General features: G+C 65.9%; 31 protein-coding genes. 23 read left to right on the top strand and 8 right to left on the bottom strand.

The genetic code is table 11. The annotated features are described in order from the left end of the window. Window positions 1-14: 14 nt before the first annotated feature. The 3 genes from ACOFKW_RS15270 to ACOFKW_RS15260 all read left to right on the top strand — a co-directional run bounded on the left by ACOFKW_RS15270 (window position 15) and on the right by ACOFKW_RS15260 (window position 2,745). Window positions 15-1,706 carry a thiamine pyrophosphate-dependent enzyme gene (locus tag ACOFKW_RS15270; RefSeq protein ID WP_419814986.1) on the top strand — a complete coding sequence of 564 codons (1,692 nt, stop codon included), beginning with the start codon at window positions 15-17 and terminating at the stop codon, window positions 1,704-1,706. Between the two features lie 98 nt (window positions 1,707-1,804). Further along, window positions 1,805-2,371, top strand: coding sequence for a PEPxxWA-CTERM sorting domain-containing protein (locus ACOFKW_RS15265; RefSeq protein ID WP_419814985.1), 567 nt, complete (start codon window positions 1,805-1,807; stop codon window positions 2,369-2,371). 128 nt (window positions 2,372-2,499) lie between these two features. After that, window positions 2,500-2,745, top strand: a complete 246-nt coding sequence (locus ACOFKW_RS15260) for a DUF2312 domain-containing protein (RefSeq protein ID WP_419814984.1) — start codon at window positions 2,500-2,502, stop codon at window positions 2,743-2,745. Here ACOFKW_RS15260 and ACOFKW_RS15255 read toward each other — a convergent pair. Beyond that, a complete protein-coding gene (locus ACOFKW_RS15255; RefSeq protein WP_419814983.1) occupies window positions 2,715-3,755 on the bottom strand; it encodes a PAS domain-containing protein in 1,041 nt (346 codons plus the stop codon). The two genes, ACOFKW_RS15260 and ACOFKW_RS15255, sit on opposite strands and share 31 nt — an antisense overlap. A gap of 209 nt (window positions 3,756-3,964) precedes the next feature. On the opposite strand from ACOFKW_RS15255, the gene ACOFKW_RS15250 reads away from it, so the two are divergent. Then, window positions 3,965-4,456, top strand: a complete 492-nt coding sequence (locus ACOFKW_RS15250) for a (2Fe-2S)-binding protein (RefSeq protein WP_419814982.1) — start codon at window positions 3,965-3,967, stop codon at window positions 4,454-4,456. After that, on the top strand, window positions 4,449-5,243 hold the full coding sequence (locus tag ACOFKW_RS15245; RefSeq protein ID WP_419814981.1) for an FAD binding domain-containing protein: 795 nt from the start codon (window positions 4,449-4,451) through the stop codon (window positions 5,241-5,243). The genes ACOFKW_RS15250 and ACOFKW_RS15245 overlap by 8 nt, the downstream gene beginning before the upstream one ends. 13 nt (window positions 5,244-5,256) lie before the next feature. Here ACOFKW_RS15245 and ACOFKW_RS15240 read toward each other — a convergent pair whose 3' ends face one another. After that, window positions 5,257-6,195, bottom strand: a complete 939-nt coding sequence (locus ACOFKW_RS15240) for a glycosyltransferase family 2 protein (protein WP_419814980.1) — start codon at window positions 6,193-6,195, stop codon at window positions 5,257-5,259. Between the two features lie 124 nt (window positions 6,196-6,319). On the opposite strand from ACOFKW_RS15240, the gene ACOFKW_RS15235 reads away from it, so the two are divergent. The 3 genes from ACOFKW_RS15235 to ruvA are packed head-to-tail and all read left to right on the top strand — an operon-like array spanning window position 6,320 to window position 8,154. Further along, window positions 6,320-7,063, top strand: coding sequence for a YebC/PmpR family DNA-binding transcriptional regulator (locus ACOFKW_RS15235; protein WP_419814979.1), 744 nt, complete (start codon window positions 6,320-6,322; stop codon window positions 7,061-7,063). A 9-nt stretch (window positions 7,064-7,072) separates the two neighbouring features. Beyond that, the gene (gene ruvC / locus ACOFKW_RS15230; protein WP_419814978.1) at window positions 7,073-7,558 is read left to right on the top strand and encodes a crossover junction endodeoxyribonuclease RuvC; all 486 of its coding nucleotides are present in this window, start codon (window positions 7,073-7,075) and stop codon (window positions 7,556-7,558) included. Beyond that, window positions 7,555-8,154: a Holliday junction branch migration protein RuvA gene (ruvA, locus tag ACOFKW_RS15225; RefSeq protein ID WP_419814977.1), complete on the top strand. Its 600-nt coding sequence runs from the start codon at window positions 7,555-7,557 to the stop codon at window positions 8,152-8,154. Before ruvC ends, ruvA begins: the two co-directional genes overlap by 4 nt. On the opposite strand, the gene ACOFKW_RS15220 is transcribed toward ruvA, so the two are convergent. Both ACOFKW_RS15220 and ACOFKW_RS15215 read right to left on the bottom strand, forming a co-directional pair. After that, on the bottom strand, window positions 8,135-9,505 hold the full coding sequence (locus ACOFKW_RS15220; protein ID WP_419814976.1) for a PQQ-dependent sugar dehydrogenase: 1,371 nt from the start codon (window positions 9,503-9,505) through the stop codon (window positions 8,135-8,137). The two genes, ruvA and ACOFKW_RS15220, sit on opposite strands and share 20 nt — an antisense overlap. A gap of 26 nt (window positions 9,506-9,531) precedes the next feature. After that, entirely contained in the window at window positions 9,532-9,969 is a 438-nt protein-coding gene (locus ACOFKW_RS15215) for a DUF2231 domain-containing protein (RefSeq protein ID WP_419814975.1), read from the bottom strand. A 165-nt stretch (window positions 9,970-10,134) separates the two neighbouring features. Here ACOFKW_RS15215 and ruvB point away from each other — a divergent pair, with 165 nt between their 5' ends. Beyond that, window positions 10,135-11,181 carry a Holliday junction branch migration DNA helicase RuvB gene (ruvB, locus tag ACOFKW_RS15210; protein WP_419814974.1) on the top strand — a complete coding sequence of 349 codons (1,047 nt, stop codon included), beginning with the start codon at window positions 10,135-10,137 and terminating at the stop codon, window positions 11,179-11,181. Continuing rightward, entirely contained in the window at window positions 11,109-12,104 is a 996-nt protein-coding gene (locus tag ACOFKW_RS15205) for a hypothetical protein (RefSeq protein WP_419814973.1), read from the top strand. Before ruvB ends, ACOFKW_RS15205 begins: the two co-directional genes overlap by 73 nt. On the opposite strand, the gene ACOFKW_RS15200 is transcribed toward ACOFKW_RS15205, so the two are convergent. Further along, window positions 12,091-12,330 (bottom strand): alkylphosphonate utilization protein, encoded by a 240-nt coding sequence (locus tag ACOFKW_RS15200; RefSeq protein WP_419814972.1) that lies wholly within the window; start codon window positions 12,328-12,330, stop codon window positions 12,091-12,093. The two genes, ACOFKW_RS15205 and ACOFKW_RS15200, sit on opposite strands and share 14 nt — an antisense overlap. A 58-nt stretch (window positions 12,331-12,388) precedes the next feature. On the opposite strand from ACOFKW_RS15200, the gene leuC reads away from it, so the two are divergent. The 6 genes from leuC to ACOFKW_RS15170 are packed head-to-tail and all read left to right on the top strand — an operon-like array spanning window position 12,389 to window position 17,532. Next, window positions 12,389-13,801, top strand: a complete 1,413-nt coding sequence (leuC, locus tag ACOFKW_RS15195) for a 3-isopropylmalate dehydratase large subunit (protein WP_419814971.1) — start codon at window positions 12,389-12,391, stop codon at window positions 13,799-13,801. A 2-nt stretch (window positions 13,802-13,803) separates the two neighbouring features. Further along, complete coding sequence (gene leuD / locus ACOFKW_RS15190) at window positions 13,804-14,409, top strand: 3-isopropylmalate dehydratase small subunit (RefSeq protein ID WP_419814970.1); 606 nt, start codon at window positions 13,804-13,806, stop codon at window positions 14,407-14,409. Window positions 14,410-14,428: 19 nt separating this feature from the next. Next, window positions 14,429-14,662: a hypothetical protein gene (locus ACOFKW_RS15185; RefSeq protein ID WP_419814969.1), complete on the top strand. Its 234-nt coding sequence runs from the start codon at window positions 14,429-14,431 to the stop codon at window positions 14,660-14,662. Further along, on the top strand, window positions 14,659-15,726 hold the full coding sequence (leuB, locus tag ACOFKW_RS15180; protein ID WP_419814968.1) for a 3-isopropylmalate dehydrogenase: 1,068 nt from the start codon (window positions 14,659-14,661) through the stop codon (window positions 15,724-15,726). Before ACOFKW_RS15185 ends, leuB begins: the two co-directional genes overlap by 4 nt. Continuing rightward, window positions 15,723-16,979 (top strand): dicarboxylate/amino acid:cation symporter, encoded by a 1,257-nt coding sequence (locus ACOFKW_RS15175; protein WP_419814967.1) that lies wholly within the window; start codon window positions 15,723-15,725, stop codon window positions 16,977-16,979. Before leuB ends, ACOFKW_RS15175 begins: the two co-directional genes overlap by 4 nt. A 40-nt stretch (window positions 16,980-17,019) precedes the next feature. Beyond that, window positions 17,020-17,532, top strand: a complete 513-nt coding sequence (locus ACOFKW_RS15170) for a PEPxxWA-CTERM sorting domain-containing protein (protein ID WP_419814966.1) — start codon at window positions 17,020-17,022, stop codon at window positions 17,530-17,532. Between the two features lie 16 nt (window positions 17,533-17,548). Here ACOFKW_RS15170 and ACOFKW_RS15165 read toward each other — a convergent pair whose 3' ends face one another. Further along, entirely contained in the window at window positions 17,549-17,995 is a 447-nt protein-coding gene (locus tag ACOFKW_RS15165; protein ID WP_419814965.1) for a DUF4174 domain-containing protein, read from the bottom strand. 76 nt (window positions 17,996-18,071) lie between these two features. Between ACOFKW_RS15165 and ACOFKW_RS15160 the strand changes: the two genes are divergently transcribed. The 6 genes from ACOFKW_RS15160 (at window position 18,072) to ACOFKW_RS15135 (ending at window position 23,710) form a co-directional block, all read left to right on the top strand. Further along, window positions 18,072-19,097 (top strand): aspartate-semialdehyde dehydrogenase, encoded by a 1,026-nt coding sequence (locus tag ACOFKW_RS15160; RefSeq protein ID WP_419814964.1) that lies wholly within the window; start codon window positions 18,072-18,074, stop codon window positions 19,095-19,097. Beyond that, on the top strand, window positions 19,094-19,564 hold the full coding sequence (locus ACOFKW_RS15155) for a GNAT family N-acetyltransferase (protein ID WP_419814963.1): 471 nt from the start codon (window positions 19,094-19,096) through the stop codon (window positions 19,562-19,564). Before ACOFKW_RS15160 ends, ACOFKW_RS15155 begins: the two co-directional genes overlap by 4 nt. Window positions 19,565-19,923: 359 nt before the next feature. Continuing rightward, window positions 19,924-20,565, top strand: a complete 642-nt coding sequence (locus ACOFKW_RS15150; RefSeq protein ID WP_419814962.1) for an outer membrane protein — start codon at window positions 19,924-19,926, stop codon at window positions 20,563-20,565. A gap of 74 nt (window positions 20,566-20,639) precedes the next feature. Continuing rightward, window positions 20,640-21,080 (top strand): GFA family protein, encoded by a 441-nt coding sequence (locus ACOFKW_RS15145; RefSeq protein ID WP_419814961.1) that lies wholly within the window; start codon window positions 20,640-20,642, stop codon window positions 21,078-21,080. Then, complete coding sequence (locus ACOFKW_RS15140; protein ID WP_419814960.1) at window positions 21,077-21,829, top strand: alpha/beta fold hydrolase; 753 nt, start codon at window positions 21,077-21,079, stop codon at window positions 21,827-21,829. Before ACOFKW_RS15145 ends, ACOFKW_RS15140 begins: the two co-directional genes overlap by 4 nt. A 57-nt stretch (window positions 21,830-21,886) precedes the next feature. After that, the gene (locus ACOFKW_RS15135; protein ID WP_419814959.1) at window positions 21,887-23,710 is read left to right on the top strand and encodes a M2 family metallopeptidase; all 1,824 of its coding nucleotides are present in this window, start codon (window positions 21,887-21,889) and stop codon (window positions 23,708-23,710) included. Between the two features lie 55 nt (window positions 23,711-23,765). Here ACOFKW_RS15135 and ACOFKW_RS15130 read toward each other — a convergent pair whose 3' ends face one another. Next, window positions 23,766-24,251 (bottom strand): peroxiredoxin, encoded by a 486-nt coding sequence (locus ACOFKW_RS15130; protein WP_419814958.1) that lies wholly within the window; start codon window positions 24,249-24,251, stop codon window positions 23,766-23,768. A 106-nt stretch (window positions 24,252-24,357) separates the two neighbouring features. On the opposite strand from ACOFKW_RS15130, the gene ACOFKW_RS15125 reads away from it, so the two are divergent. Beyond that, window positions 24,358-24,918, top strand: a complete 561-nt coding sequence (locus ACOFKW_RS15125; RefSeq protein WP_419814957.1) for a YqgE/AlgH family protein — start codon at window positions 24,358-24,360, stop codon at window positions 24,916-24,918. Window positions 24,919-25,041: 123 nt separating this feature from the next. On the opposite strand, the gene ACOFKW_RS15120 is transcribed toward ACOFKW_RS15125, so the two are convergent. Then, on the bottom strand, window positions 25,042-25,632 hold the full coding sequence (locus ACOFKW_RS15120) for a hypothetical protein (protein ID WP_419814956.1): 591 nt from the start codon (window positions 25,630-25,632) through the stop codon (window positions 25,042-25,044). Window positions 25,633-25,683: the final 51 nt, after the last annotated feature.

Below are 25,683 nucleotides of genomic sequence, written 5' to 3'. Positions count from 1 at the left end.
CGGAGCCTGAGCCCATGACCACCATCGCCGAACTGCTTGTCGAAACCTTGGCCGAGATCGGCGTGAGGCAGGTCTTCGGGGTGGTCGGCGACGCTCTCAACCCGTTCACCGACGCGATCCGCAAGCAGAAGGTCATCGAGTGGATCGGCGTCCGCCACGAGGAGGGCGCGGCTCTGGCGGCTGCGGGCCAGGCCAAGCTTACCGGGCGCTTAGCCGTGTGCTGCGGCACCACCGGCCCAGGCGGCAACCATCTGGTCGCGGGACTGTACGAGGCGAGCAAGGACCATGCCCCGGTGCTGGCGATCAGCGGCGGCGTGCCGACGGAGCTGCGCGGCACCGACTATTTGCAGGAGGACAACCCCGACCTGCTGTTCCGCGACGTCGCGGTCTACACCCAGACACTGGCCAGCGCGTCGCAGGCCCCGGCAGTCTTCCACCAGGCGATCGCCGAGGCGTACGGCCGGCGCGGCGTCGCGCATATCAGCATCCCCGCCGACGTGTTCGGCGCCCGGGCGCACGGCAAAGTGCCCAGCCTCGCCACGCTGCGCCCCAATCCTGAGGTCGCTCCGGCGCCCGCCGACATCGCCGCGCTGCGTGAGCTGGTGGCGGCCGCCAAGACGATCACGCTTCTGTGCGGGAACGGTGCGCATGGTGCGGTGGCGGAGCTGGAGGCGCTGTCGGCCCAGCTGCACGCGCCGCTGGTCCACACCTACCGTGCGCTCGACCTGATGCCGTTCGACCATCCTAACTGGATCGGCGGCCTCGGCCTGATCGGCGGCAGGGCAGGGACCGACGCGGTGGTCGATGCCGACCTGCTGCTGATGCTCGGCAGCGACTACCCTTATGTCGAATACTTGCCCAAGCACGGCCGCGTCGTGCAGGTCGACGAGCGCGCTTTTGCGCTGGGCCGCCGCACGCCGGTCGAGCTCGGCATCGTCGGGTCGGTGCGCCCGGCGGTTGCGATGCTGCTGCAGGACCTGCCCCAGCGCAGCGACACCAGTTTCCTCGACAAGGCCCAGAAGGTCCGCACCGATTGGACGACGATGCTTGACGAAAAGGCCGACCCGGCGCGCAGCAAGGACCTGATCCACCCGCAAGCCGTCGCCCGCCTGTCGAGCGACCTCGCCGACGATAATGCGGTGTTCGTCACCGATACCGGCGAGGTCACCCTATGGGCCGGCAACTGGATCCGGCCACGCGGCACGCAGCGGATCACCGGCTCCTTCAACAACGCCGCGGTCGGCACCGGGCTCGGCATCGCCAACGGCGTCCAGCTGCTCGACCGCGACCGGCAGGTCGTCCTGCACGTCGGCGACGGCGGCTTTACCATGTTGCTCGGTGAATTCATGACCAGCGTCGAGCACGGCCTGGCGGTCAAGGTCATCGTCTATGACAACGGCGGCTGGGGGCTGGTGCATTTCGAGCAGGAGGGCGCCGGCAACCCGGCCACCAAGGGCTCGACCTTCCCCAACATCGACTTCGCCGCCTTCGCCCGCGCTTGCGGGGTCAAGGGCTTCACCGCCCGCGATCCAGGCGCGCTGGCCGAGACGATGCGCGAGTTCCTTGCCACGTCCGGCCCAGCGATCCTGCACGCCGTGGTCGACCCCGACGAAATCCCCGCCATGCCGCACATCAAACCGGGCCAGGCGATCCGCTTCGGTATCGCCAAGGTCCGTGAAGCAATCTCGGCGGTGACCGGCGGGTAGCAAAGTGTCGGTACACCTTACAGTTATTAATTGTTAACTACTATAACCATTTATATACGTTACTGCAAGGTAATGGTATAACTATTGCAACGCCTGAGATGTCCAGGCTTGCAATCGGCACCCCCGAACAACGTGTCATTAATCCCGGGGGTTGTATGAAGTCGATTTTTCTGTCGTTTGCCGCTGTCGCTGCGCTTGCAGTTTCAAGCGCAGCGGGCGCCGTCAGCTACACCTATGCCGGTTCCTGGGCGGTGAGTGATGGTTCTACCTGGGGCAGCAATCCGCTCGCTTACTCAGGCAAGGGCGCCGCAGCTTTGCTGTTCGGCGGCAGCGCTTCCCAATATGTAATCTCGACGGTCGACAACAATCCGCTCAACATCAACTTTATGTCGAATTACGCCATCATCGGCGTCGGGTATTCGGTGTTCGCGGATAATTACTTCCGTGGTTCAGAGGGCACCACCCATTACCAGGATGTCTATACGTTCGACGCGGCCCTCGATACCGTATCTGCCTACGTCGGCGACTTCAGCCATAGTCCTCGCAACTTCGCCTTCATCGCTTCGCAGGTTCCCGAGCCGGCTAGCTGGGCGCTGATGCTGGTCGGCTTCGGTCTTGCCGGAACCGCACTGCGCCGCCAGAAGGTCGCCGTCAGCTTCGGCTGATACCCGCCGATACGACATGATCGCCGTCGCCTGACCGGGCGGCGGCGATTTTTACGTTCCGCACACGCCTTTCCGAGCCAAGCAGCGTCCGTTAAGAGCGGGCTCGTAACCCCGGAATTGGAGAATCAATGTCGACGGAAAACGTCTCCGCCGAACAGCTGCGGCAGTTCATCGAGCGCATCGAGCGCATGGAAGAAGACAAGAAGGGCATCGCCGACGACATCAAGGACACCTACGCCGAGGCCAAGGGCACCGGCTTCGACACCAAGACGATGCGGGCCATCGTCCGCCTCCGCAAGATGGAGAAGGCCGCCCGACAGGAAGCCGAAGCCCTGCTCGACACCTATAAGACGGCGCTTGGCCTGACCGACTGAACGGCCTTCGTTGCGCTCATGCCGGTGGGGAGGGTCAGCCGGGTGTGCAATCCGCCCGGCTCCCAATCCAGCGCCACGCTCCCGACAAGCTGGCGCTTGACGATCGCGTCGACGATTGTCGAGCCGAAGCCCGATCGGCGCTCGCTGCCCGGCGATGGGCCACCTGTTTCGAACAAGTCGATCTCGTAACCTGGCGCCGTGTCGCGCCAGGTTATCCGCAACCGGCCGCGTTCGTGGGAAAGGGCGCCGTGCTGGACGGCATTGGTGACCAACTCGTGGAGAACTAGCGCAAGGGGCTGGACGTGGGTCGGGGCGACGACTGCGGTATCCCCGGACAGCTCGATTTGAGCCTCATCGGTGTCGATCAGGGTGGCGCGAATCAGTCTCTCGAGGGGGACTGGCTGCCAGCGCCAATCGGAAAGCAGCGCGTGAGCCTTGGCGAGGGCATCGACACGCCCCTGGACTGCCCGGGCAAAGGCCTTCGGATCTTCCGAGCGGCTCAAGCGCACGATGCCCTGCACCAGCGCCAAGGCGTTCTTGGCGCGGTGGTCGACTTCCATAAGAAGATCGTGTTCGGCCGCCTCCAGCTGGAGGACGCGACGCTTCTCGGTGACGTCGACCTGCGACGCGAAATAATAGACCAGAGTGCCAGCATCGTCGAAAATCGGATCGATGAAGAGCTGATTCCAGAACGGCTTGCCGTCCCTCTGGTAGTTTAGGATCTCGATCGTCAGCGGACGCTGCTCCGCAATGGCGGCGCGGATCTGGTCGACGCTTGCGGGATCGGTCCCCGGGCCCTGCAGAAAGCGGCAGTTGCGCCCGACCACTGCATCGGCCGGATAGCCGGTCATGGTCAGGAACGCCGAATTGGCTAGCACGATAGGGTTGTCTGGCTGTCGAGGATCGCAGATTACCATCGGCATCCGGGTCCGCTCGACCGCGATGAACGACAGTTCCGCTCGATCCTCCATCGCGGTCGGGTGGCTTGCCGCCGGTGGATCGCCGCGCAATCTGCTCGGTGGGTATCGCTGTGCCACTCAAACTCCACACAAATCTTGTACGCAAGTACGTCTTGGCGTCTGAACACATGACGCTTGAATCGTATCAAATATCCATCCGAACTCGGGCCTGCGGTGAAATGCCAAATGTCGGAACGATGCCACGGCCTGTCGCCATGCGGTCAACGCCGCGCTAGACTGACGCAAAATCGGGAGAGATCATGCAGGCGACGCTCACCATCAACGGCAACAGCCATGCAGTCGACGTGCCGCCGGCGACGTTGCTCGTGGAACTGCTGCGCGACCACCTCGGCCTGACTGGCACCCACATCGGCTGCGAGACCAGCCAGTGCGGCGTTTGCAACGTCCTAGTCGACGGGCTGGCGGTCAAGGCTTGTACGGTGCTCGCGGTGTCGCTCGACGGCGGCAAGGTCACCACGATCGAGGGATTGGCGCAGGGCGAAGGCTTGCATCCGATGCAGGCGGCATTCCGCGAGCATCACGGGTTGCAATGCGGCTTCTGCACACCCGGCATGGTGATTGCCGGCATCGGCATAGCCGAGCGACATGGCGCTCAGGTCAGCGACGCTGTCATCGCGCATGAACTCGAGGGTAATCTGTGCCGCTGCACCGGCTATCTCAACATCATCAGCGCGATCGGCGCCGGCGCACGTGCGATGGCGTCCACCACATTGGAGACGGTCGATGCATGATTTCGCATTCGAGCGGCCGGAGACGCTGGCTGCAGCCGCGGCGGCGTTCGCGGCCAGCGGTGACGGCGCCTTCCTGGCGGGCGGTCACACCCTGCTGCCGGCGATGAAGGCACGGTTGCGCGCCCCCGAGACGCTGATCGACCTGTCGCGCATTCCGGGACTGAGTGGCATCTCGGTCGATGGCGATCGCGTCTGGATCGGCGCGATGACGACGCATGCAGCGATTGCCGGTGATGCCGGGCTGGCTGCGAAGATTCCGGGCCTGTCGAAGATGGCGCTGCTCGTGGGCGATCCGCAGGTCCGCAACAAGGGCACGATGGGCGGCGTCATCGCGAACAACGATCCTGCCGCCGATTATCCCGCAGCCTGCCTGGCGCTCGACGCGATTATCGAGACCGACCGGGCCAGCCATGCTGCTGGTGATTATTTCCAGGGCATGTTCGCCACCTCGCTCAGCGACGGTGAGATCATAACCCGCATCGGCTTCCGCGTGCCGCTGGCCAGCGCCTATGCCAAGTTCCGCCACCCGGCGTCGCGGTATGCGGTCGCCGCCGTCTATGTCGCGCGCTTCGCCGACGAGGTCCGCGTTGCGGTCACCGGTGCCGGCCCGGGGGCATTTCGCTGGACCGAGGCCGAGGCAGCCTTGTCCGCTCGCCTCGATCCTGCCGCGGTCGCCGGGCTGGTGCTGGACGACGGTGACCTGTCCACCGACATCCACGCCTCTGCGGAATATCGCGCTCACCTCGCCGGCATCATGCTGGCTCAGGCCGTGGCGGAAGCTGGCTGAGCCGGTTCGGCGCTCAGCGGCTGCCAGGGGCTGGCGACTGGAGATAGAATAGTCGCTTCACCTCGCGGCGGCCGCGGGTAACCGTGTCGAGGATCAGCCCGGCGAACAGGCTGAGCACCGCGATGATGATCAGGCCGACGATCAATATCGCGGTCGGGATCCTCGGCACCAGTCCCGTTTGCGCATAGGTCACAGCCAGCGGGATGCCGAGCACGATCGCCAGCCCGATCAGCAGCAGCGCGACGATCCCGAAAAACCACACCGGTCGCTCTGATCGGTATAGAGAGACCATGGTGTTGAGGATGCGCCAGCCATCGCTGTAGGTGCTGAGCTTGGAAACCGAGCCCTCGATCCGCGCGCCATAAGCCGTGACGACCTCGGCAACCGGCATTGACAGCTCCAGCGCATGGACGCTGATCTCGGTCTCGATCTCGAAGCCGGCCGACAGGACCGGGAAGCTTTTGACGAAGCGGCGCGAAAATACGCGGTAGCCCGTCAGGATGTCGCTGAACGATCGGCCGAACATGCGGGTCAGCAGCCCGGTCAGCAGTCGATTGCCGAGTTTGTGGCCCGAGCGATAGGCTGCGTCGATTTCGCTGGCCCGCGCCCCGACGACCATGTCGAGCTGTTCGTCGACCAGCCGGTGCACCATCTCCGGAGCTGCGGCGGCTTCGTAGGTCGCATCGCCGTCGGCCATGACATAGATGTCGGCGTCGATGTCGGCGAACATCCGGCGGACCACTGCGCCCTTGCCCTGCTGACGCTCCCTACGCACCACCGCGCCAGCCGCCGCTGCCATTTCGCAGGTGCGATCCCGGCTATTGTTATCATAGACATAGATGGTCGCCGAGGGCAGGGCGGCACGGAACTCCGCCACGGTCCGAGCGATCGCCGCTTCCTCGTTAAAGCAGGGCAGCAGCACAGCGACCCGCAACGCCGGCAGCACTTCCATTATCGTCCCCCCAATCAACACCCCGCGTTCGCCGCTTGGCGCAAAACGCCGATGCTGAATAGTGGCAACCGGCGCCGGCTTGCGCTACAGCCTGCGCATCCTTCAGCGACTTCTTGCGAGACCCATGGCCGGCCACAGCAAATTCAAGAACATCATGCACCGCAAGGGCGCGCAGGATAAGAAGCGCGCCTCGGCGTTCTCCAAGCTGAGCCGCGAGATCACCGTCGCGGCCAAGGCCGGCCTGCCCGATCCGGCGATGAACGCGCGCCTTCGTGCTGCCGTTCTTGCAGCGCGCGCCGGCGGCATGCCCAAGGACAATATCGAGCGCTCGATCAACAAGGCCTCGGGTTCCGACGGCGAGATCTACGAGGAGATCCGCTACGAGGGCTTCGGTCCCGGCGGCGTCAGCCTGATCATCGAGACGCTGACCGACAATCGCAACCGCACTGCCACCAATGTCCGCACCATCGTGTCGCGCAACGGCGGCAACCTTGGCGCCTCGGGCTCGGTCAGCCACAGCTTCGACCGCCTCGGCCTGATCAGCTATCCCGCCAAGGCCGGCAGCGCCGACAAGGTGTTCGAGGCAGCGCTGGAGGCCGGCGCCGACGATGTCAGTTCCAGCGATGACGGCCACGAGATCTGGACGGCGATCGAGAGCCTTCACGAAGTTGCCAAGGCGCTCGAGCCGGTGCTCGGCGAGTATGAGGGCGCCAAGCTCGCGTGGCGGCCGCAGCTCGAAGTCACGGTTGGCGAGGGCGATGCCGAGATCCTGCTGAAGCTGATCGACGCGTTGGAGGAGGACGACGACGTCCAGACGGTTTGGGGTAATTACGACGTACCCGAGGACGTGCTGGCGAAACTCGGCTAGGCGCCACCGTTGATACTTATCGGCCTCGATCCCGGCCTGCAGACGACCGGCTGGGGTATCATCGTTGCCGAGGGCAATCGCCTGCGCCATGTCGCGAACGGGCGGGTCACCAGCCGGACCGCCGACCCACTTGCGTTGCGGCTGGTCGCGATCCACGACGGGCTCGCCTCGGTCATCGCGCGACACGCCCCGGTGTCGGCTGCGGTCGAGGAGACCTTCGTCAACACCAACCCGCAGTCGACGTTGAAGCTGGGCCAGGCGCGGGGCGTGGTCATGCTGGTCGCGGCGCTGGCGGGGCTGGAGGTCGCGGAATATGCGACGCGCTTCGTCAAAAAGGCAATCGTCGGTACCGGCTCGGCCGATAAGGCACAGGTCCGCGCGATGGTCGAGCGCCTGCTACCCGGCTGCGTCGTCGACGGTGAAGACTCCGCGGACGCGCTCGCTGTCGCTATCTGTCACGCCCACATGGCGACACACCGAAGGCTTGTCGCTTGATCGCGCGGTTGCGCGGATTGCTCGACTCGGCGTCGCTCGACACCGCTGTGATCGACGTCGGCGGCGTCGGCTATCTGGTGTCCGCCAGTGCCCGTACTCTCGGCTCGCTCGGCCCGACCGGCAGCGCGGTCGTCCTCCATATCGAGACGCAGGTCCGCGAGGATGCCATCCAGCTGTTCGGCTTCGTCGCGGTCGAGGAGCGTGACTGGTTCCGCCTCCTGCTGTCGGTGCAGGGCGTCGGCGGTCGGGTTGCGCTGGCAATTCTATCGGTGCTGACGCCGTCCGAACTCCAGCACGCGGTCGCCGCCAGGGACACCGCCAGCGTCGCGCGGGCCAACGGCGTCGGGCCCAAGTTGGCGGCGCGCATCGTCAACGAGCTGAAGGACAAGGCGGGCAACCTGCCGGTCCCGGCCGGCACCGTGGCACCGCTCGCCAACGCGCGGGGCCCGGTGGGCGACGCGCTGTCGGCACTGGCGAACCTCGGCTTCCGCCCACTCGATGCCAGTCGTGCAGTCGCGGAAGCGGTCGCCGAGCTCGGCGAGGATGCCGAGCCCGGCGCGCTGATCCGCGTCGCCCTCAAGAAGTCGGCGCGCTAGCTTTCGTCGTTACCGCTGCAGTCGCCGCTGCCGGTGCGCTGCTACCCGCAGCCGTCACCTTCCACACTGTATTGCCAAGGTCGTCCGCGACCAGCAGTGCTCCATCGCTGGCGATCGCCAAGCCGACCGGGCGGCCGTGCGCATGCTCATTGGCATCGACAAAGCCGGTCAGCACATTGACCGGCTTGCCCGCCGGCATGCCGTTGGCGAACGGTACGTAGATCACCTTGTAGCCGTTCAACGGGCTGCGATCCCAGCTACCATGCTCGCCGACGAACGCGCCACCGGTGTACGCTGCGGGAAGCGTCGTGCTCGTGTTGAACGCCAGCCCCAGCGCCGCGACATGCGAGCTGAGCGCGTAATCCGGCTTGATCGCCTTCGCCACCATGTCCGGCCGCTGCGGCTTGACGCGCGGGTCGATGTGCTGGCCGTAATAGCTGTACGGCCAGCCGTAGAAGCCGCCATCCTTGACCGAGGTCATATAGTCCGGGACCAGGTCGGGACCCAACTCGTCACGCTCGTTGACCACCGCCCACAACTGCTTGCTTTGCGGCTGCCACTGCAGGCCATTGGGATTGCGCAGGCCGCTGGCATAGGTGCGGTGAGCACCGGAGGCCCGGTCGACCTCCCAGATCATCGCGCGGTCGAGCTCGGCTCCAAAGCCGTTTTCGACGATGTTGCTGTTGGAGCCGATGCTGACATACAGCTTCGACCCGTCAGGGCTGGCCAGCAGGCTCTTGGTCCAATGATGGTCGATCGGACCGCCGGGCAGGTCTGTCAGCTTGACGCCGGGCGCCGTGATGCTCGTCTGGCCCTCGGCATAGGGAAAGCGCACGATCGCATCGGTGTTGGCGACGTAAAGATTGCCGCCGACCAAGGCGAGCCCGAACGGCGAGTCGAGATGCTCGAGGAACACGGTGCGCAGCGCCGGGTGACCCGGACTGGCGGCGCGGATCAGGGTGATGCGGTTCGGCACGCTGCCGCCCTTGCCGGCCTTGCCCTGGACGAAGCCCATGATTGCATCCTTGGGCCGGTTGACCGGAGCCTTGGGACCGTCGGATTCAACGACCAGGACATCACCGTTCGGCAATACGAGAAGCGAGCGCGGATGGATCAGCCCTGTGGCGAGCGCCTCGACCTTGAGCCCGGCCGCGGCGACCGGCGTCTCGCCGACCTTCCACGGCTGCGGCGATGCGATCTTCATCGGCGGCAGTAGGTACTGCTGCGGCTCCGGCAGCACCGGGTTGGCGCCGATCTGGGTGGCGGGATCGATAGTCGTCTTGTCGCCGCACCCAGCCAGCGCGAGTGCGGGCAGGGCGGCGGCGAGCAACAGGTGGCGAGACTTCAGCATCGGATTACCTTTAGAGAAAGCACGCATCAGATCGTCGCCCCGGCGCGGCGTGCGGTGAAGCCGCTGCGGCCGAGGACGCCCATGACGAGCAGGACGACGACAACCAAAGCCGACAGCGTCAGCCCGGTCGGCACCACCGACGTATAGCCATCGCGGCTGTGGACGAAGGCGTTGAACAGCGACAGGATCAGCACGACCACATAGCCCAGCATCTGCACTCGTGTCGGCCAACGACGCTGCGCGAATGCCTGGAACAGCCCAACGACCAACGCGATGCCAGCGACGACCAGCCCGGCGGTGATCAGCCAGACGGAGAACGTCTCCCAGGTCATCTCATAAGACTTCGCGTAAGCGACATCGGTGATGAGTGCGCCGATGAAACACGCCGCCGGGAAGGTCATCAGGGTCGGGAATAACGGGCGGCGTTGCGCCGTCATCGACGAGGTCGCGTATCGATCTGCCATGGTCGGAATCCTTGCGGCCGGCATCCGAACCGGCTTTGCTGCATCTGATACGAAGCTCCGATGCTGCAGTTCCTGATAGCTGCCATGCAATTAGCCGCACATCGGCGCTGCTTGCGGCGTGCAGGACGATAGCGCCCTGCGCCGCGTGGCGTTACAGAGGCGAGGATGTCCATCGATACCACCGACACCCGCGCCATCGCGCCGCAGCGCAAGGTCGACGACATCGACGCAGCCCTGCGCCCGAAGAACCTCGACGAGTTCGTTGGCCAGGCGGCTCTTCGTGGCAATTTGCGCGTGTTCATCCAGGCGGCGCTGAGCCGCGGCGAGCCGCTCGACCACGTATTGCTGCACGGCCCGCCGGGGCTCGGCAAGACGACGCTGGCGCAGATCATCGCACGTGAATTGGGTGTCGGCTTCCGCGCTACCTCTGGCCCGGTGATCGCCAAGGCGGGTGACCTCGCGGCGCTGCTGACCAACCTCGATCATATGGACGTGCTGTTCATCGACGAGATCCACCGCCTATCACCCGCGGTCGAGGAGATCCTTTACCCGGCGATGGAGGACCGCGTCCTCGACCTGATGATCGGCGAGGGCCCCTCGGCCCGGTCGGTGCGGATCGACCTGCCGAACTTCACGCTGATCGGGGCAACGACGCGGGCCGGGCTGGTAACGACGCCGCTGCGCGACCGCTTCGGCATCCCGCTTCGCCTGCAATTCTACACGGTGGCGGAGTTGGAGCTGGTCGTGCGCCGCGCCGCCGGGATGCTCGGGCTCGACCTGACGGACGACGGCGGGCGCGAGATCGCGGCGCGGGCACGGGGCACGCCGCGTATCGCCGGGCGGCTGCTGCGCCGCGTCCGCGACTTTGCCGCGGTCGCCGGGGACATGACCATCACCGCGAAGATCGCCGACGCGGCGCTCAACCGGCTGGAGGTCGACAAGCTCGGCCTCGACGCGATGGATCGGCGCTACATGATGATGATCGCCGACATCTACCGCGGTGGCCCGGTCGGTATCGAAACGCTGGCCGCCGGGCTGAGCGAGGCGCGCGACACCGTCGAGGATGTTATCGAGCCCTATCTGATCCAGTCCGGGCTGGTGGCGCGAACCGCGCGCGGCCGGATGCTCAATCCGGCGGCGTGGAAGCACCTCGGCATCACGCCGCCCGCGTCCTCGCCGCAACTGCCGCTGCTCGACGAGCTCGATCCCTGATCCTCGGCGACTTCGATATCCGCGGTGGCAAGGTCTATCTGCGCCAGACCGGCAACTCCGCTGCGCTGGACCGGCGGCTGCTTGCCGAAGTCGCGACCTGGCTCGGCTTCATCGCCATCGTCTTTGCCCGCGCGGCGGTGCTGCGCGTGCTGCACCGCCAGGGTCCGGCGATCTGGTTCACCCCGCAGCGGCCGCATCCGCGCTACATGGTTCGGGCGGCTGCGTTATGGGCGGGCATACCGGTCGCGCGCACAGCGGGGCAGGGCAGGGTTGCCTTTTATCTGGAGGACACGACCAGCGCCTTGCCACCTGCGCCGACACTCGCCGGGCATTTCAACTTCGGCTGCGGCGACATTTCCAAAAGCCGTGTTGCCGCGGTGTTCGAGCAGGTTTTTGGCTATCCGCTCGCGATCGATCCGCGCTGCTGGAACGGGCCGGCGATCGAAAAGAGCGAGACCAACGGCACCCATGACGGCCGCATCATCGACTGCCCGTGCGAGCCGTTGCCCGGCAAGGTCTATGAGCGGCTGATCGACACAATCGGCGGCGACGGTCTTGCCAGCGACTTGCGCACGCACTGCATCGGTGGCGTCCCGGTGGTCGTCTGGATCAAGCGGCGCGAGGCGGCGGTTCGCTTCCTGCCGCCCAACGTCTCGGCCACGACCCACGCACCTGCCGAGGTGTTCAGCCAGGAACAACTGGTCCTGATCGGCGCCTTCGCCAAGGCGATGGGCGCCGACTGGTGCGGCCTCGATATCCTGCGCGACAATGCCGATGGCCGGATCTACATCGTCGACGTCAATAAGACCGATGCGGGACCGATCGTGGCGCTGAGCTGGCGCGACAAGCTGGTATCGACCGCGCTGCTGGCACGGGCGCTGCGCGACATGGTCGACGCTGGCAGCAAGATCAGGCCTTCTTGACGAACTCGGTGCGCAGGACGAGGCCCTTGACCTTCTCGACCCGGCACTCGATCTCGTCGGGGTCGCCGGTCAGTCGGATGCTGGTGACGCGGGTGCCGCGCTTGAGGGTAACGGAGGTGCCCTTGACCTTCAGATCCTTGATCAGCGTCACCGCATCGCCGTCTGCCAACAGTGCGCCATTGCTGTCTCTGGTATCCATTACGCCCTTGGCCAGCATGGCAGCCATGCAGTCAAGCGCCGCCCACCGGCTTGACCCCTCGGGTATGCTGTGACTAACCCATGACATGACCAGTCCGCGCACCCTCTATGCCAAGATTTGGGACGACCATGTCGTCAAGACCGGCGATGACGGTACCGATCTCGTGTGGATCGACCGCCATTTGATCCACGAGGTCACCAGTCCCCAGGCATTCGAGGGCCTGCGCGCCGCCGGACGTCCCGTGCATCGTCCCGACCTGACGCTGGCGGTGCCCGACCACAATGTCCCGACGACGCCCGGCCACGGCCCGGTCACCGACCCGGCCAGCGCCTTGCAGCTCGCCATGCTGACCAGCAACACCCGCGACTTCGGTATCGAGGCGATCGACGTCAACGCGCCCGAGCAGGGCATCGTCCATGTCATCGGGCCTGAGCAGGGCTTCACGCTGCCCGGCCTGACCATGGTTTGCGGAGACAGCCACACCGCGACCCACGGCGCCTTCGGTGCGCTGGCGTTCGGCATCGGCACCTCGGAAGTCGAGCATGTCTTCGCGACCCAGACGCTGCTGCTCAAGCGCGCCAACTCGATGCGGGTGACGGTTACCGGCACCTTAGGCTTCTCGATCAGCGCCAAGGACGTCGCGATGGCGATCGTCGGCGCGCTCGGCACCGGCGGCGGCACCGGCTCGGTGATCGAGTACGCCGGCCCGGTGATCCAGGCGATGAGCATGGAAGGCCGGATGACGGTCTGCAACATGGCGATAGAGGCGGGCGCTCGCGCTGGACTGGTCGCTCCCGACGACAAGGCATTCGAGTATCTGAAGGACCGTCCGCGCTCGCCCAAGGGCGCCGATTGGGACGCCGCCGTTGCTTACTGGCGGACCCTGCCCAGCGACGCCGGCGCGGTGTTCGACCGTGAGGTCGTCATCGACGGCTCGGCGATTGCGCCGCTGGTCACCTGGGGCACCAGTCCCGAGGACGTCGTCGCGATCACTGGCACCGTTCCCGCGCCCGCCAGCTTCGCCGATGCCAGCAAGCAGACCGCTGCCGCCAAGTCGCTCGAGTACATGGGACTGACGCCGGGCACGCGCCTTGAGGATGTCGTCATCGAGAACATCTTCATCGGCAGCTGCACCAACAGCCGCATCGAGGACCTCCGCGCTGCCGCCGCCGTCGCCAAGGGCCGAAAAGTCGCCGGCAACATCCGCCAGGCGCTGGTCGTGCCGGGCTCCGGACTGGTCAAGCGCCAGGCCGAGGCCGAGGGGCTCGATCGCATCTTCATCGAGGCGGGCTTCGACTGGCGCGAGCCGGGCTGCTCGATGTGCCTCGGCATGAACCCGGACAAGGTGCCGCCGGGCGAGCGCTGCGCCTCGACCAGCAACCGTAATTTCGTCGGCCGGCAGGGACCCGGCGCGCGCACCCACCTGCTCAGCCCGGCGATGGCGGCAGCAGCGGCGGTGACCGGTCACCTGACCGACGTGCGGACCTTGATGGGATAGACATGCAGCCCTTCCACACACTCACCGGTGTCGCCGTCCCCTACGGCGCCGAGAATGTCGACACCGACGCGATCATCCCGTCGCGCTTCCTGAAGACGGTGACGCGCGCCGGGCTGGGAGCGGGGGCGTTCGCGGTCCTGCGCGAAGACCCGGACAACATCTTCGACACGCCTCGCAACAGTGGCGCACCAATCCTGATCGCCGGCGACAATTTCGGGTGCGGGTCGAGCCGCGAGCACGCGCCCTGGGCGCTCGCCGACATGGGCTTTCGTGTCGTCATCGCGCCGAGCTTTGCCGACATTTTCGCGGGCAATGCCTTCAAGAACGGCATGCTGCTGGTGCTCCTGCCACAGGAGCAGGTCGACCGGCTGATGGAGGTTGCGGCGACCGAACCGCTGACCATCGACCTCGAAAACCAGGTGGTGACGACGCCGTATCAGGACCGCTTCACCTTCGCCGTCGATCCGTTCCGCAAGCATTGCCTGCTCGGCGGCCTCGACGAGATCGGCCTGACACTGGCGATGGGCAGCGACATCACGGCTTATGAAAGCCGGCTGGCGACGAGCAAGCCCTGGGTCGGCGGCGCGGCGCAGCGTCAGGCAGCCTGACGCCCAAGTTTCAGCTGTGATGGACGCGCTGACTGCATTCGGCTTGTTCGCCGTGTCGTTCATGCTGTTGTGCTATACCTTCGAGACACGCTCGCATTGGTGGGGGCTGGGCTTCGCGCTCGGTTGCGCCTTGGGCTCCGTCTATGGATTCCTGCAGGGCGCTTGGCCTTTCGGCGTGGTCGAGGCTATCTGGGCAGTGATTGCGGCGCGGCGCTGGTGGCAGCGTCGGCTCAGCGAGACGGGAACCCGATGACCAAGCAACTCCTCCTCCTGCCCGGCGACGGTATCGGCCCTGAGGTGACGGCGCAAAGCCGGCGCATCGTCGACCGCCTCAACGCCGACGCCGGCCTCGATGTGGTGATGAGCGAGGCCCGTTTCGGCGGCGCGGCGATCGACGCCGACGGCGTGCCGCTTACCCCGAAGACGCTGGCGCAGGCCTTGGCTGCCGACGCGGTGCTGATGGGCGCGGTCGGTGGCCCGCAATGGGCGAAGCAGTCGTATGACAAGCGCCCCGAGGCCGGACTGCTTAAGCTCAGGTCGGGCATGGGTGCCTTCGCCAATCTGCGCCCGGCGCGGTGCTTCGCAGCGCTCGCCGACGCCTCCAGCCTGAAGCGCGAGCTGGTCGAGGGCCTCGACATCCTGTTCGTCCGCGAGCTCACCGGTGGCGTCTATTTCGGCGAGCCGCGCGGCATCGAGGATCTCGGCAACGGCGAGCGCCGCGGCGTCAACACCCAGGTCTATACATCGTCCGAAATTCGCCGCGTCGCGCGGGTCGCGTTCGACCTGGCCAAGGGCCGCACCGGGCGGGTCTGTTCGGCGGAGAAGTCCAATGTCATGGAATCCGGGCTGTTATGGCGTGAGGAGGTACAGGCGCTGCGTGACGCCGAGTATCCGCACATCGATCTTAGCCACATGCTGGCGGACAATACCGCGATGCAGCTGGTCAAGAACCCGCGCCAGTTCGACGTCATCCTCACCGACAATTTGTTCGGCGACATCCTGTCCGACGAAGCAGCGATGCTGACCGGCTCGCTGGGCATGCTGCCATCCGCGGCGCTGGGCGAGGCCGGCAAGCCCGGCCTGTACGAGCCGATCCACGGCAGCGCGCCCGACATTGCCGGGCAGGGCGTCGCCAACCCCTGCGCCTCGATCCTCAGCCTGGCGATGGCATTGCGCTACAGCCTTGGCCGTCCCGATCTGGCGGAGCGCGTCGAGGCGGCGGTCGAGGCTGCGCTCGACAATGGCGCCCGCACCGGCGACCTTGGGGGAAAGCTTGGAACAACAGCCATGGCCGATGCGATTATTGCCGGACTGTGACCAACTCCGGCCTCACCCGCACGCTGCTCGTCCTCGCTGCGCTGGTGGCCGGCCTGACGCTCGGCGCGTGGCTGAGCGCCACGGATAGCCTGGCACTCACCACCGTCGAGGCGTTCGCCGGGCCGATCGGCACCTTGTGGCTGAATGCCTTGCGAATGACGGTCGTGCCGCTGGTGTTCGCTATGTTGTTCACCGGGGTCGTCAGCGCCGCCGAGACTGCCGCGACCGGCGGCCTCGCGGCGCGGGCGCTGGCGTGGTTCATCGGGCTGATCCTCGCGTCGGGCGTGTTCTCGGTGGTGATGTCGCCCCTGCTGCTCGATTTCTGGCCGGTGTCCTCGCAGGAGGCCGCCGCTCTCGTCTCGACCAGCCAGGGTGGCGCAGTTCCCATTCCCGCCGCACCGCCGTTCGGCGACTGGCTGCTCAGCTTCGTGCCGGTCAATCCGATCGGCGCCGCTGCCGAGGGCGCGATGGTGCCACTCGTCGTCTTCGCGCTGATCTTCGGGCTGGCCGCGACCCGGATCGCCCCGGCCGCCAGGGCCCAGCTCAGCGGCTTCCTCGACGCGGTCGTGCAGGCAATGCTGGTCATCGTCGAATGGGTGTTATGGGCCGCGCCGATCGGGATCTTCGGACTGGCGACCGGCGTCGGGGCAAAGCTCGGCAGCGGCGCCTTCGGGCTGCTGTTCCACTACATCTCGTTGCTCGTCACGGTGCAGGTCCTGCTGATCCTGTGCGTCTATCCGCTCGCTGCTCTGCTGGGACGCACCGGGTTCGGCCCATTCACGCGCGCCGTCGCACCGGTCCAGCTGGTCGCGCTGAGCACACAGTCTTCGATCGCCTGCCTCCCGGCAATGGTGGAGGCTGCGACCGAGCTCGATCTTCCCGAAGCGACGCGGCGACTGGTGCTGCCGCTGGCCGTATCGTTGTTCAAGATCACCAGCCCCTGCGCCAACCTTGCGGTAGTGATCTATGTCGCCTCGGTCCACGGCATCGCGCTGGGTCCGTTGCAGTTCACAGCCGGCGTATTGGTCGCGGTCGCCGTCGCAGTGGCCAGCGCCGGACTGCCCGGCGGTACATCGTTCTTCCTTGCCTGCGTGCCGCTATGCGCGGTGATGGGCGTGCCGACCGAACTGCTGCCGCTGTTGCTGGCGGTCGAGGTCATTCCTGACATTCTCCGCACGATCGGCAATGTCACCGGGCAGGTGGCGATCACCGCGGTGCTGTCGCGCAACCGCGGGGCTGTCGTCGCGGCGTAACATCGAGCGGCTAGCCTATGGCGAACCCAAGGATGTTGTCATGAAGCTCAAGATCGCCGTCGTCGCCATGCTCACCCTCGCCAGCGGCGCCGAGGCGGCCAGCTTCAGGTTCGCCTATCAGTTGGCAACGGGCACGATCTCGGGGCGCTTCTCCGGCAGCTTGCAGGCGGATGGCAATACGGTGTTCCTCGACAGCTTCGGCTACGCACGGTTCAACGGCGTCGAGGGTGTCGCGCTGCCACTGCTGACCACCGCCAGCGGCATTTATGGCGAGTACCGCCAGCCGCGTGCCAGCTTTAATGGTTCGGGCCTCGATTTCGCAGCCTGCAGCGACGAGAATTGCGCCGACGGGGTGCTGTTCGACCCGGACGTCATCGATACCGCCCCGATCGTATCGCTCGGCGCGACCTATGGCGACACCCGCGAGTACAGCGCGCCGGGGCAATGGTCGCTCACCGCCGTGCCGGAGCCGGGCTCGTGGCTGTTGATGCTTGCCGGCTTTGGCATCGTGGGCTGGCTCGCTCGTCGGCGGTCGGCCTCCGTCACTGCCTGAACCGGAAGACTTGCCGTCAGCGTTGTCCGGCGCGGCGCATCGGCATCGCGTCGATCGCGCTCTCGATCTGGCTTGCGGGCCAGGGGGTGGCGGAGCGCAGGGCAACGTGTCCGTCCTTGCCGATCAGGATCACCGAAAAGGTCTTGGGCGGTAGGTCGTAGCGCTGACGCAGCGCTGAACCCTTGTCGTCCGACCCGCTGACGGCTTCGCCGACGACCTCGATCGTCTCGAGATCGCGATCGGCGGCACCCTGTCGCCAACCCGCGAGCGCCTGTCGCTGCTTTGCCAGATTTGGATCATCCCGGCTTGGCGCTGCGATGATCAGGATGCGGCGGGCGTCCTTCATCTCGGCAACGGTGCTGGCATGGCCGGCTCCGGGGATGGTCACAGCCATGATGGCGAGGAGCTCCAGAAATCTCATCCAGCGAGAACGATTTCCGCTCTGAATGGTTCGTTTTGGCAACTCTGACGCCCATCAACGCTCAATACTTGCTCGGAGCGCCCCTCGCCGGTAAGGCACCGCGCTCAGGAGAATAAACATGGGCTATAAAGTCGTCGTCGTCGGCGCGACCGGCAGTGTCGGGCGCGAGATGCTGAACATCCTCGCCGAGCGTCAGTTTCCGATCGACGAGATCGCGGCACTGGCCAGCGGGCGCAGCCAGGGCGACATCATCGACTTCGGTGACAGCGGCCGCGAGCTCAAGGTCCAGAACCTCGAGCATTTCGACTTCAGCGGCTGGGACATCGCGCTGTTCGCTGCCGGCTCCGGACCGGCCAAGATCTATGCGCCCAAGGCGGCTGCCGCTGGCTGCGTGGTCATCGATAATTCGTCGCTGTTCCGCATGGACCACGACGTCCCGCTGATCGTCCCCGAGGTCAACCCGGAGGCGATCGACCGCTATACCAAGCGCAACATCATCGCCAATCCGAACTGCTCGACCGCCCAGATGGTCGTCGCGCTGAAGCCGCTGCACGACGTCGCGACGATCAAGCGCGTCGTCGTCTCGACCTACCAGTCGGTCAGCGGCGCCGGCAAGAAGGGCATGGACGAGTTGTTCGAACAGACCCGCGCGGTGTTCGTCGGCGACCCCAAGACCTCGGTGACCTTCACCAAGCAGATCGCTTTCAACGTCATCCCGCACATCGACAGCTTCATGGAAGACGGCTCCACCAAGGAAGAGTGGAAGATGGTCGTCGAGACCCGCAAGATCCTCGACCCCAACATCGAGGTTACGGCGACCTGCGTTCGCGTGCCGGTGTTCGTCGGCCATTCGGAGTCGATCAACATCGAGTTCGAGCGCCCGCTATCGGTCGCCGAGGCGCAGCGCATCCTGCGCGAGGCCCCCGGCATCATGCTGGTCGATAAGCGCGAGGACGGCGGCTACATCACCCCGATCGAGTGCGTCGGCGAGTATGCCACCTACATCAGCCGCGTCCGCAAGGACCCGACGGTGCCGCACGGCCTCAACCTGTGGTGCGTCAGCGACAATCTCCGCAAGGGCGCGGCCTTGAACGCGGTGCAGATCGCGGAACTGCTCGGCCGGCGCCACCTCAAGAAGGCGTGACCTTCGAGCTGCTGCCACTGACCGGCAAGATCGACGCCGAGGCGGCGCGGTTGGCGCTGGACTACGGCGGCAGGCTCGACGACGCGACGACCGAGCTGGCGGAGATCATCGCCATCCTGACGCGCGTCCGGCGGCCGGCGCCATGGATCACCTATGTCGCCGAACGGCGGGGCATCCCCGTAGGCCTATGCTCGTTCAAGACGGCGCCGATCAGAGGCGAGGTCGAGATCGCCTATGGCACGTTCGCGGTGGTCGGCGGTCAGGGCGTCGCCAAGGCGATGGCGGGGGCGCTTGTCGCGCTGGCCGCGGCCCAACCCGAGAACCCGGTGGTGATCGCTCACACCGACCGAGAGCCGAACGCCTCGACGCGAGTGCTGCGGTACAACGGCTTCGTCTTCGACGGTGAATTCGACGACCCGGAGGACGGCCTGGTCTGGCGCTGGGTACGTGTGCCCCGCCCGACCTGATCCAAGCGCTCCCCTACGCGAGGGAGATTTTGCGATCCACCCGTATCGGTTCCCGAGCCAGCGATGCTGCGCGCGCATGGCTGCCGGTCGCGTTCTAATAGATGTTATCTTTTTTCAAACAAGACTATTTCGACAAACCGCAAGATGAACAATTGTTCAGACAGTCTCGTTCATAATTGATCTGTGACTATTCAAGCACAGCTTTAAGTTTGTTCGATATTTGCGGGGTAGAAACCCGCGTCATGCGTATTACATGAGGATCAGGTGAACACGGATGCTGGCCCGCAAGGCGACCGCTTCGTGTTTGATCCTAGCGCCGGTGCTTATCCGCCGGTATCTGTTGCGTAAGGTCAACAAAAATGAAGAACTACACTCTCGCCGCCCTCGCGGCGCTCATTGCCGTTCCGTCGATCGCTGCCGCCGCCGAGCCGTTCAACGGTGCGTTCGTCGGTGTCCAGGGCGGTTGGCAGCAGGACAAGCAGCGTCTCAGCCTCGACAACGTCGATGGCAGCTCCAGCCGCTACGGCGACAAGAAGGACGGCTTCGCCTATGGCGGTCAGCTTGGCTTCGACACCAAGGTCACGCCGCAGATCGTCCTCGGCGTCGAGGCCAGCGCCACCGGTCGCACCGGCAGCACGCGCTTCGATGACGGTGTCGGCGACGCGTTCCGCCTGAAGCAGGGCCGCACGCTCAACGCCACCGCCCGCGCCGGTTATCTCGTCTCCCCGCTCGGCCTGCTGTACGTTCGCGGTGGCTACACCAACGCGCAGTTCCGCATCAACAACGGCTTCGACAGCGCCCATGACAACCGCGGCGGCTACACCGCCGGCGTTGGCTACGAGCAGTTCCTGACCAAGCAGGTCTCGGCTCGCGTCGAGTATAACTACTCGCACTTCGGCCGCGACAGCATCGACAACGTTGGCGACCTGGTCGCCGCCGATAATGCAGCGGTGCGCTACAACCGCAACGCGGTCAGCGCCGGTCTGAACCTGCACTTCTAGTCGTCTCGACACCGGGGCGGGCATCGTGCCCGCCCCGGCTTGAGCCGCTGTCGCCGCGGCGTTAGTGGTGGCGGATGACGACCAAAGTCCAAACCGGCGGCTGCCAGTGCGGCGCCGTGCGTTACAGCGCCCGCCTCGAGAATGACGAGGCCTATTGGTGCCACTGTCGGATGTGCCAGCGCGCCACCGGCGGGGTTGCTGCCGCGCTCCTCGGCATTCCGCGCGCCAACGTCGAATGGACGACGCGCGAGCCCGATCGCTTCGCATCCTCGCCGATCGCCAAGCGAGGCTATTGCAGCAATTGTGGTACGCCTCTGACCTTCGAGTTCAACGACGGCAGTGACAACATGGACCTGACCATCGGCTCGCTCGACGACCCGTCCGCCGTCCGGTTGACCAGCCATTTCGGTGCCGAAAGCTGGGTGCCGGGCTGGATACCGCATGACGGACTGCCCGAGACGCGAACCGAGGATAGCGTGCACATCATGGCGCGCTGGGACAAGGCACGGGCATGACACCCACCCATTACCGCTTCGCGTCCTTTGACGGGGTGGAACTCGCCTGGACCGAGTTGGGGGCAGGGCGGCCGGTGGTTCTGCTCCACGGGCTGTTCAGCACGGCGCAGACCAACTGGCTGAAATACGGCGCTGCTGCGACGATCGCAGCTGCCGGCTTCCGAGTCATCATGCCGGACCTTCGTGCCCACGGCGACAGCGCCAAGCCACACGATGCCGCTGCGTATCCGCAGGACGTGCTGGCGCGCGATGTAGAGGCGCTGGTCGCGCATCTGGGGCTGAGCGATTTCGATCTCGGTGGCTACTCGCTCGGCGCGCGGACGACGATGCGCTGCCTGGTGCGCGAGATGACGCCGCGCCGCGCGGTACTGTCCGGAATGGGCCTGAGCGGCATGACCGAGTTCGCCAAGCGTAGCGCATTCTTTCTCGACGTCATCGCCAATCCCGACAGCTTCGAGCGCGGCACCGGCGGATGGTTTGCCGCCCAATTCATGCGCACCAACCACATCGACGGCGAGGCCGTGGCGCATGTCCTGCGCTCTCAGGTCTCCACCCCCCGGGCCGACATCGTCGCCGTGCAGACACCGATCCTGGTCGTCGCCGGCAAGGACGACGACGACAACGGCTCGGCCCCCGAGCTCGCCCAGGTCCTGCCGCACGGGCATTATATCGAGACGCCGGGCAATCACATGAGCGCCGTGGTCGAGCGGGCGCTAGGCCATGCGATCGCCGACTTCCTGGCGGCTTGACCCGCTACGGCCGCGAGGAGGATACCGGCAAGGACAGTCCATTCGCCGCGAGTCATCATGAGAATCCGAGTTTCCATCGCCGCCCTCGCCACCGCGCTGCTCGCCACCGGCGCGCAGGCGGCCACCGTCCCCGAGGTGCAGGCCTTCGTCGCCGATGCCGAGCTGCGCTCCGCCAAGCTGTACGACTTCGCCGCCATCGCCGGCTGGGTCTATGCGACCAATATCAACGACGACACCGGGCTGCTCGCCGCCCGCGCCGGCACCGAGGGCACACAGCTAGGGGTCGAGCTGGCCAAGCAGGCCGCTGCGTTCAACTCTACCCCCGGCCTCGACTACGACACTGCCCGCAAGCTCGGCATCCTGCGCAATGCGGTGACGCTGCCCGCCACGGCCGACAAGGCGGAGGAGCTCAACACCATCGCGACCAAGCTACAGTCGATCTATGCGACCGGCACCGGCACCTACAAGGGCCAGCCCAAAAAGGGCAACGACCTTGAAGCGTTGATGGGTACCGAGCGTGACCCGGCGCTGACCAAGGAGATGTGGGTCAGCTGGCACGACAATGTCGGCAAGCCGATGAAGGCGGATTACGTCGAGCTGACGGCGCTGGCCAATGCGGGCGCGAAGGAGCTGGGCTATGCCGACACCGGCGCGTCGTGGCGGTCGGGCTATGACATGCCGCCCGAGGCCTTCGCGGCTATGGTCGACAAGGTCTGGTTGCAGGTCAAGCCGCTGTACGACGACCTGCACTGCTACACGCGCACCAGGCTGAATGCGAAATACGGCGACGCGGTGCAGGCGAAGACCGGGCCGATCCGCGCCGACCTGCTGGGCAATATGTGGGCGCAGGAGTGGGGCAATATTTATGACGTCGTCGCGCCCAAGGGTGCCGGCGACATCGGCTACGACACCGGCGAGCTGCTGGTCGCCAAGGGCTATACCCCCGAGAAGATGTGGCGCACCGCGGAAGGGTTCTACACCTCGCTCGGCTTCGCACCGCTGCCCGATACCTTCTGGAAGCGTTCGCAGATCGTTCGGCCCGAGGGGCGCGAGGTGGTCTGCCACGCCAACGCCGGCGACTATGACAACAAGGACGATCTGCGCATCCAGATGTGCACCAAGGTCAACGGCGACGACTTCGTCACTATCCACCACGAGATGGGCCACAGCTTCTACCAGCGCGCCTATAACAAGCAGCCGTACCTGTACCTGAACGGCGCCAACGACGGCTTCCATGAGGCGATCGGCGATTTCGTCGCGCTGTCGATCACGCCGGAATACCTCGTCCAGGTCGGCCTGCTCGACAAGTCCAAGGTCCCCGACGCCTCGAAGGATACCGGGCTGCTGCTCAAGCAGGCGATGGACAAGGTCGCGTTCCTGCCGTTCGGCCTGATGATCGACAAATGGCGCTGGGACGTGTTCTCGGGCAAGACCCAGCCCGCCGACTATACCAAGTCATGGAACGACCTGCGCCTGAAGTACCAGGGCATCTTCCCGCCGGTGGAGCGCGGCAGCAACACCTTCGACCCCGGTGCCAAGAACCATGTCGCGACCAGCGTGCCGTACGTCCGCTATTTCCTGGCGCGCATCCTGCAGTTCCAGTTCTATCAGGCGGCGTGCAAGCAGGCCGGCTGGAAGGGCCCGCTGCACCGCTGCAGCTTCTATGGCAACAAGGCGGTCGGGGCGAAGCTCAACGAGATGCTGGCGGCGGGGGCCTCGAAGCCGTGGCCCGAGACGCTGGAGAAGTTCACCGGCTCACGCGACATCGACGGGCGGGCGCTGCTGGCCTATTTCGCGCCGCTGCAGAAGTGGCTGAAGGTCCAGAACAAGGGCCAGTCGTGCGGCTGGGCGTCCGGAGATGCGCGCATCGCGGCGCTGTAGCGTTCCTGCTCCCTCCCCCGACGCGATCTGTCGGGGGAGGGGGCAGGCAGTAAGATCAGCCCAGCTGGGCGAGCAGATGCTCGGCCGACGAGACCTTGAACGCGCCCGGATCCTCGACATTGAGCTCCGAGACGACGCCGTCCTTTACCAGCATCGAGAAACGCTGACCGCGCTTGCCCATGCCGAAGCGGCTGCCGTCCATGGTCAGGCCGAGCGCCTCGACAAAGTCGCCGTTGCCGTCGGCCAGCAGGGTCACGGCGTCGCCGACGTTGGCGGCCTTGCCCCAGGCGCCCATGACGAACGCATCGTTGACCGAGATGCAGACGATCTCGTCGATGCCCTTGGCGCGCATCGCCTGGGCATTGTCGACGAAGCCCGGAAGGTGCTTGGCCGAGCAGGTCGGCGTAAAGGCGCCGGGAACCGAGAACAGCGCGACGGTGCGCCCGTCGAACAGCTCTGCAGTGGTTACCGGGGCAGGGCCGCTGTCGGTCATCTTCATCAAAGTCGCGGCCGGTACGGTGTCGCCAATCTTGATCGTCATGTGAGTCTCCATCGGTGTGCCGCGCCCGGATAGCCCCCTGCGTCACAGTGGTAAAGCGCCGTCGAGACTGGCGGACAGGCACCATGCAACCTATAGTTGCAGCCTGATGGAACAGCCTCCCTACCTAGTCGGACAGTTGCTGCTGTCGATGCCCGGCATCGGCGACGAGCGCTTCGAGCGCGCCGTGATCGCGATGTGCGTTCATGACGACGATGGCGCGATGGGTATTGTCGTCAACCGTCCGATGGTCGGCCTGAGCGTACGTGAACTGATGTCGCAGCTCGACGTCGAACCGGCCGAAACGCCTGACCTGCCGGTCCATGCCGGGGGCCCGGTCGAGCCCGGTCGCGGCTTCGTGCTGCACTCGAACGACTGGGCGGGGCAGGGCAGCATCGACGTCGCCGGACGCTGGGGGCTGACCTCGACGCTCGACGTGCTCAAGGCGATCGCGGCTGGCTCGGGTCCGCGCCAGTGGCTCTCGGCGCTGGGTTATACGGGATGGAGCGCTGGGCAGCTCGACGAGGAACTGACCCGGCACGGCTGGCACGCCATCGATGGCGATGCCGGGCTGCTGTTCGATACGCCCGCGCCGAAACGCTGGCCGCGTGCCTTCGCGATGGCGGGTATCGATGTCGGGCAATTGAGCGCGACCGCCGGACGGGCTTGAGGCCGGGCCTCTGCATTCGCGGATTAGTGGTGGATTTCGTCACCGGAGCGAAGGCTTTCTCCCCGGCCCTTGCTCCGCTGGGGTAAGGGCCGGGGAGAGAGGCACGAGTCTCTTTGAGCGGTTTTAGATCGCCGTCTTAGCAGGTTGCGCAGGCGCCGCCGCCTTTGCACTGGCCGTCGTCAGACCCGGAACAGCTACCGTGCTGGGCGCGACGCTCGGCGTCGATCCGGCGCAGTCGCCACTGGTGTGCGAAACGACCCGCGGCGGCGACTTGGCACCCGTCGAGCTGATCTCGACGGTCCGGCTGCAACTGCCGCTACCATCGCTCGTCGACACGTAGGAGTAGCTCGTCGTCCCGGCCGGCAGCTTGCCGAACGCGGCCAGGTCCACCGCACCGTTCGCTGCGACCGGCGTGGACTGGAGTGCCGCCACCTGCTGCATCATCGTCGCAGCCTGGCGGTCCATCTGTGCCATCACCTGGTCGAACATGCCGAACGGCGATGCGTCGAGTGGATCGAATATCACCACCCGGGAGGGAGCCGCCGGCACGACTGTCAGCTTCGGCGGGACATCGCCCTGATAGGCAATTCGCGCGACCGAGCCGTCGGGCAGCGCGACGTTCATCACATGATTGTTGGCAGTAGCCGCGATCGCCACGCCACCGATAACGGCGCAGGCGACACCCGCCAGCGCGGCAGTTCCGAATTTCCGCATGATATGACCTCCATCGTCTAAGCGGAGGCCAATATCCTGCGTCGAGAACCC

Source organism: Glacieibacterium sp. (genome assembly GCF_965200405.1).
Taxonomy (GTDB): Bacteria; Pseudomonadota; Alphaproteobacteria; order Sphingomonadales; family Sphingomonadaceae; genus Glacieibacterium.
This window is presented reverse-complemented; position numbering and strand designations above follow the sequence as displayed.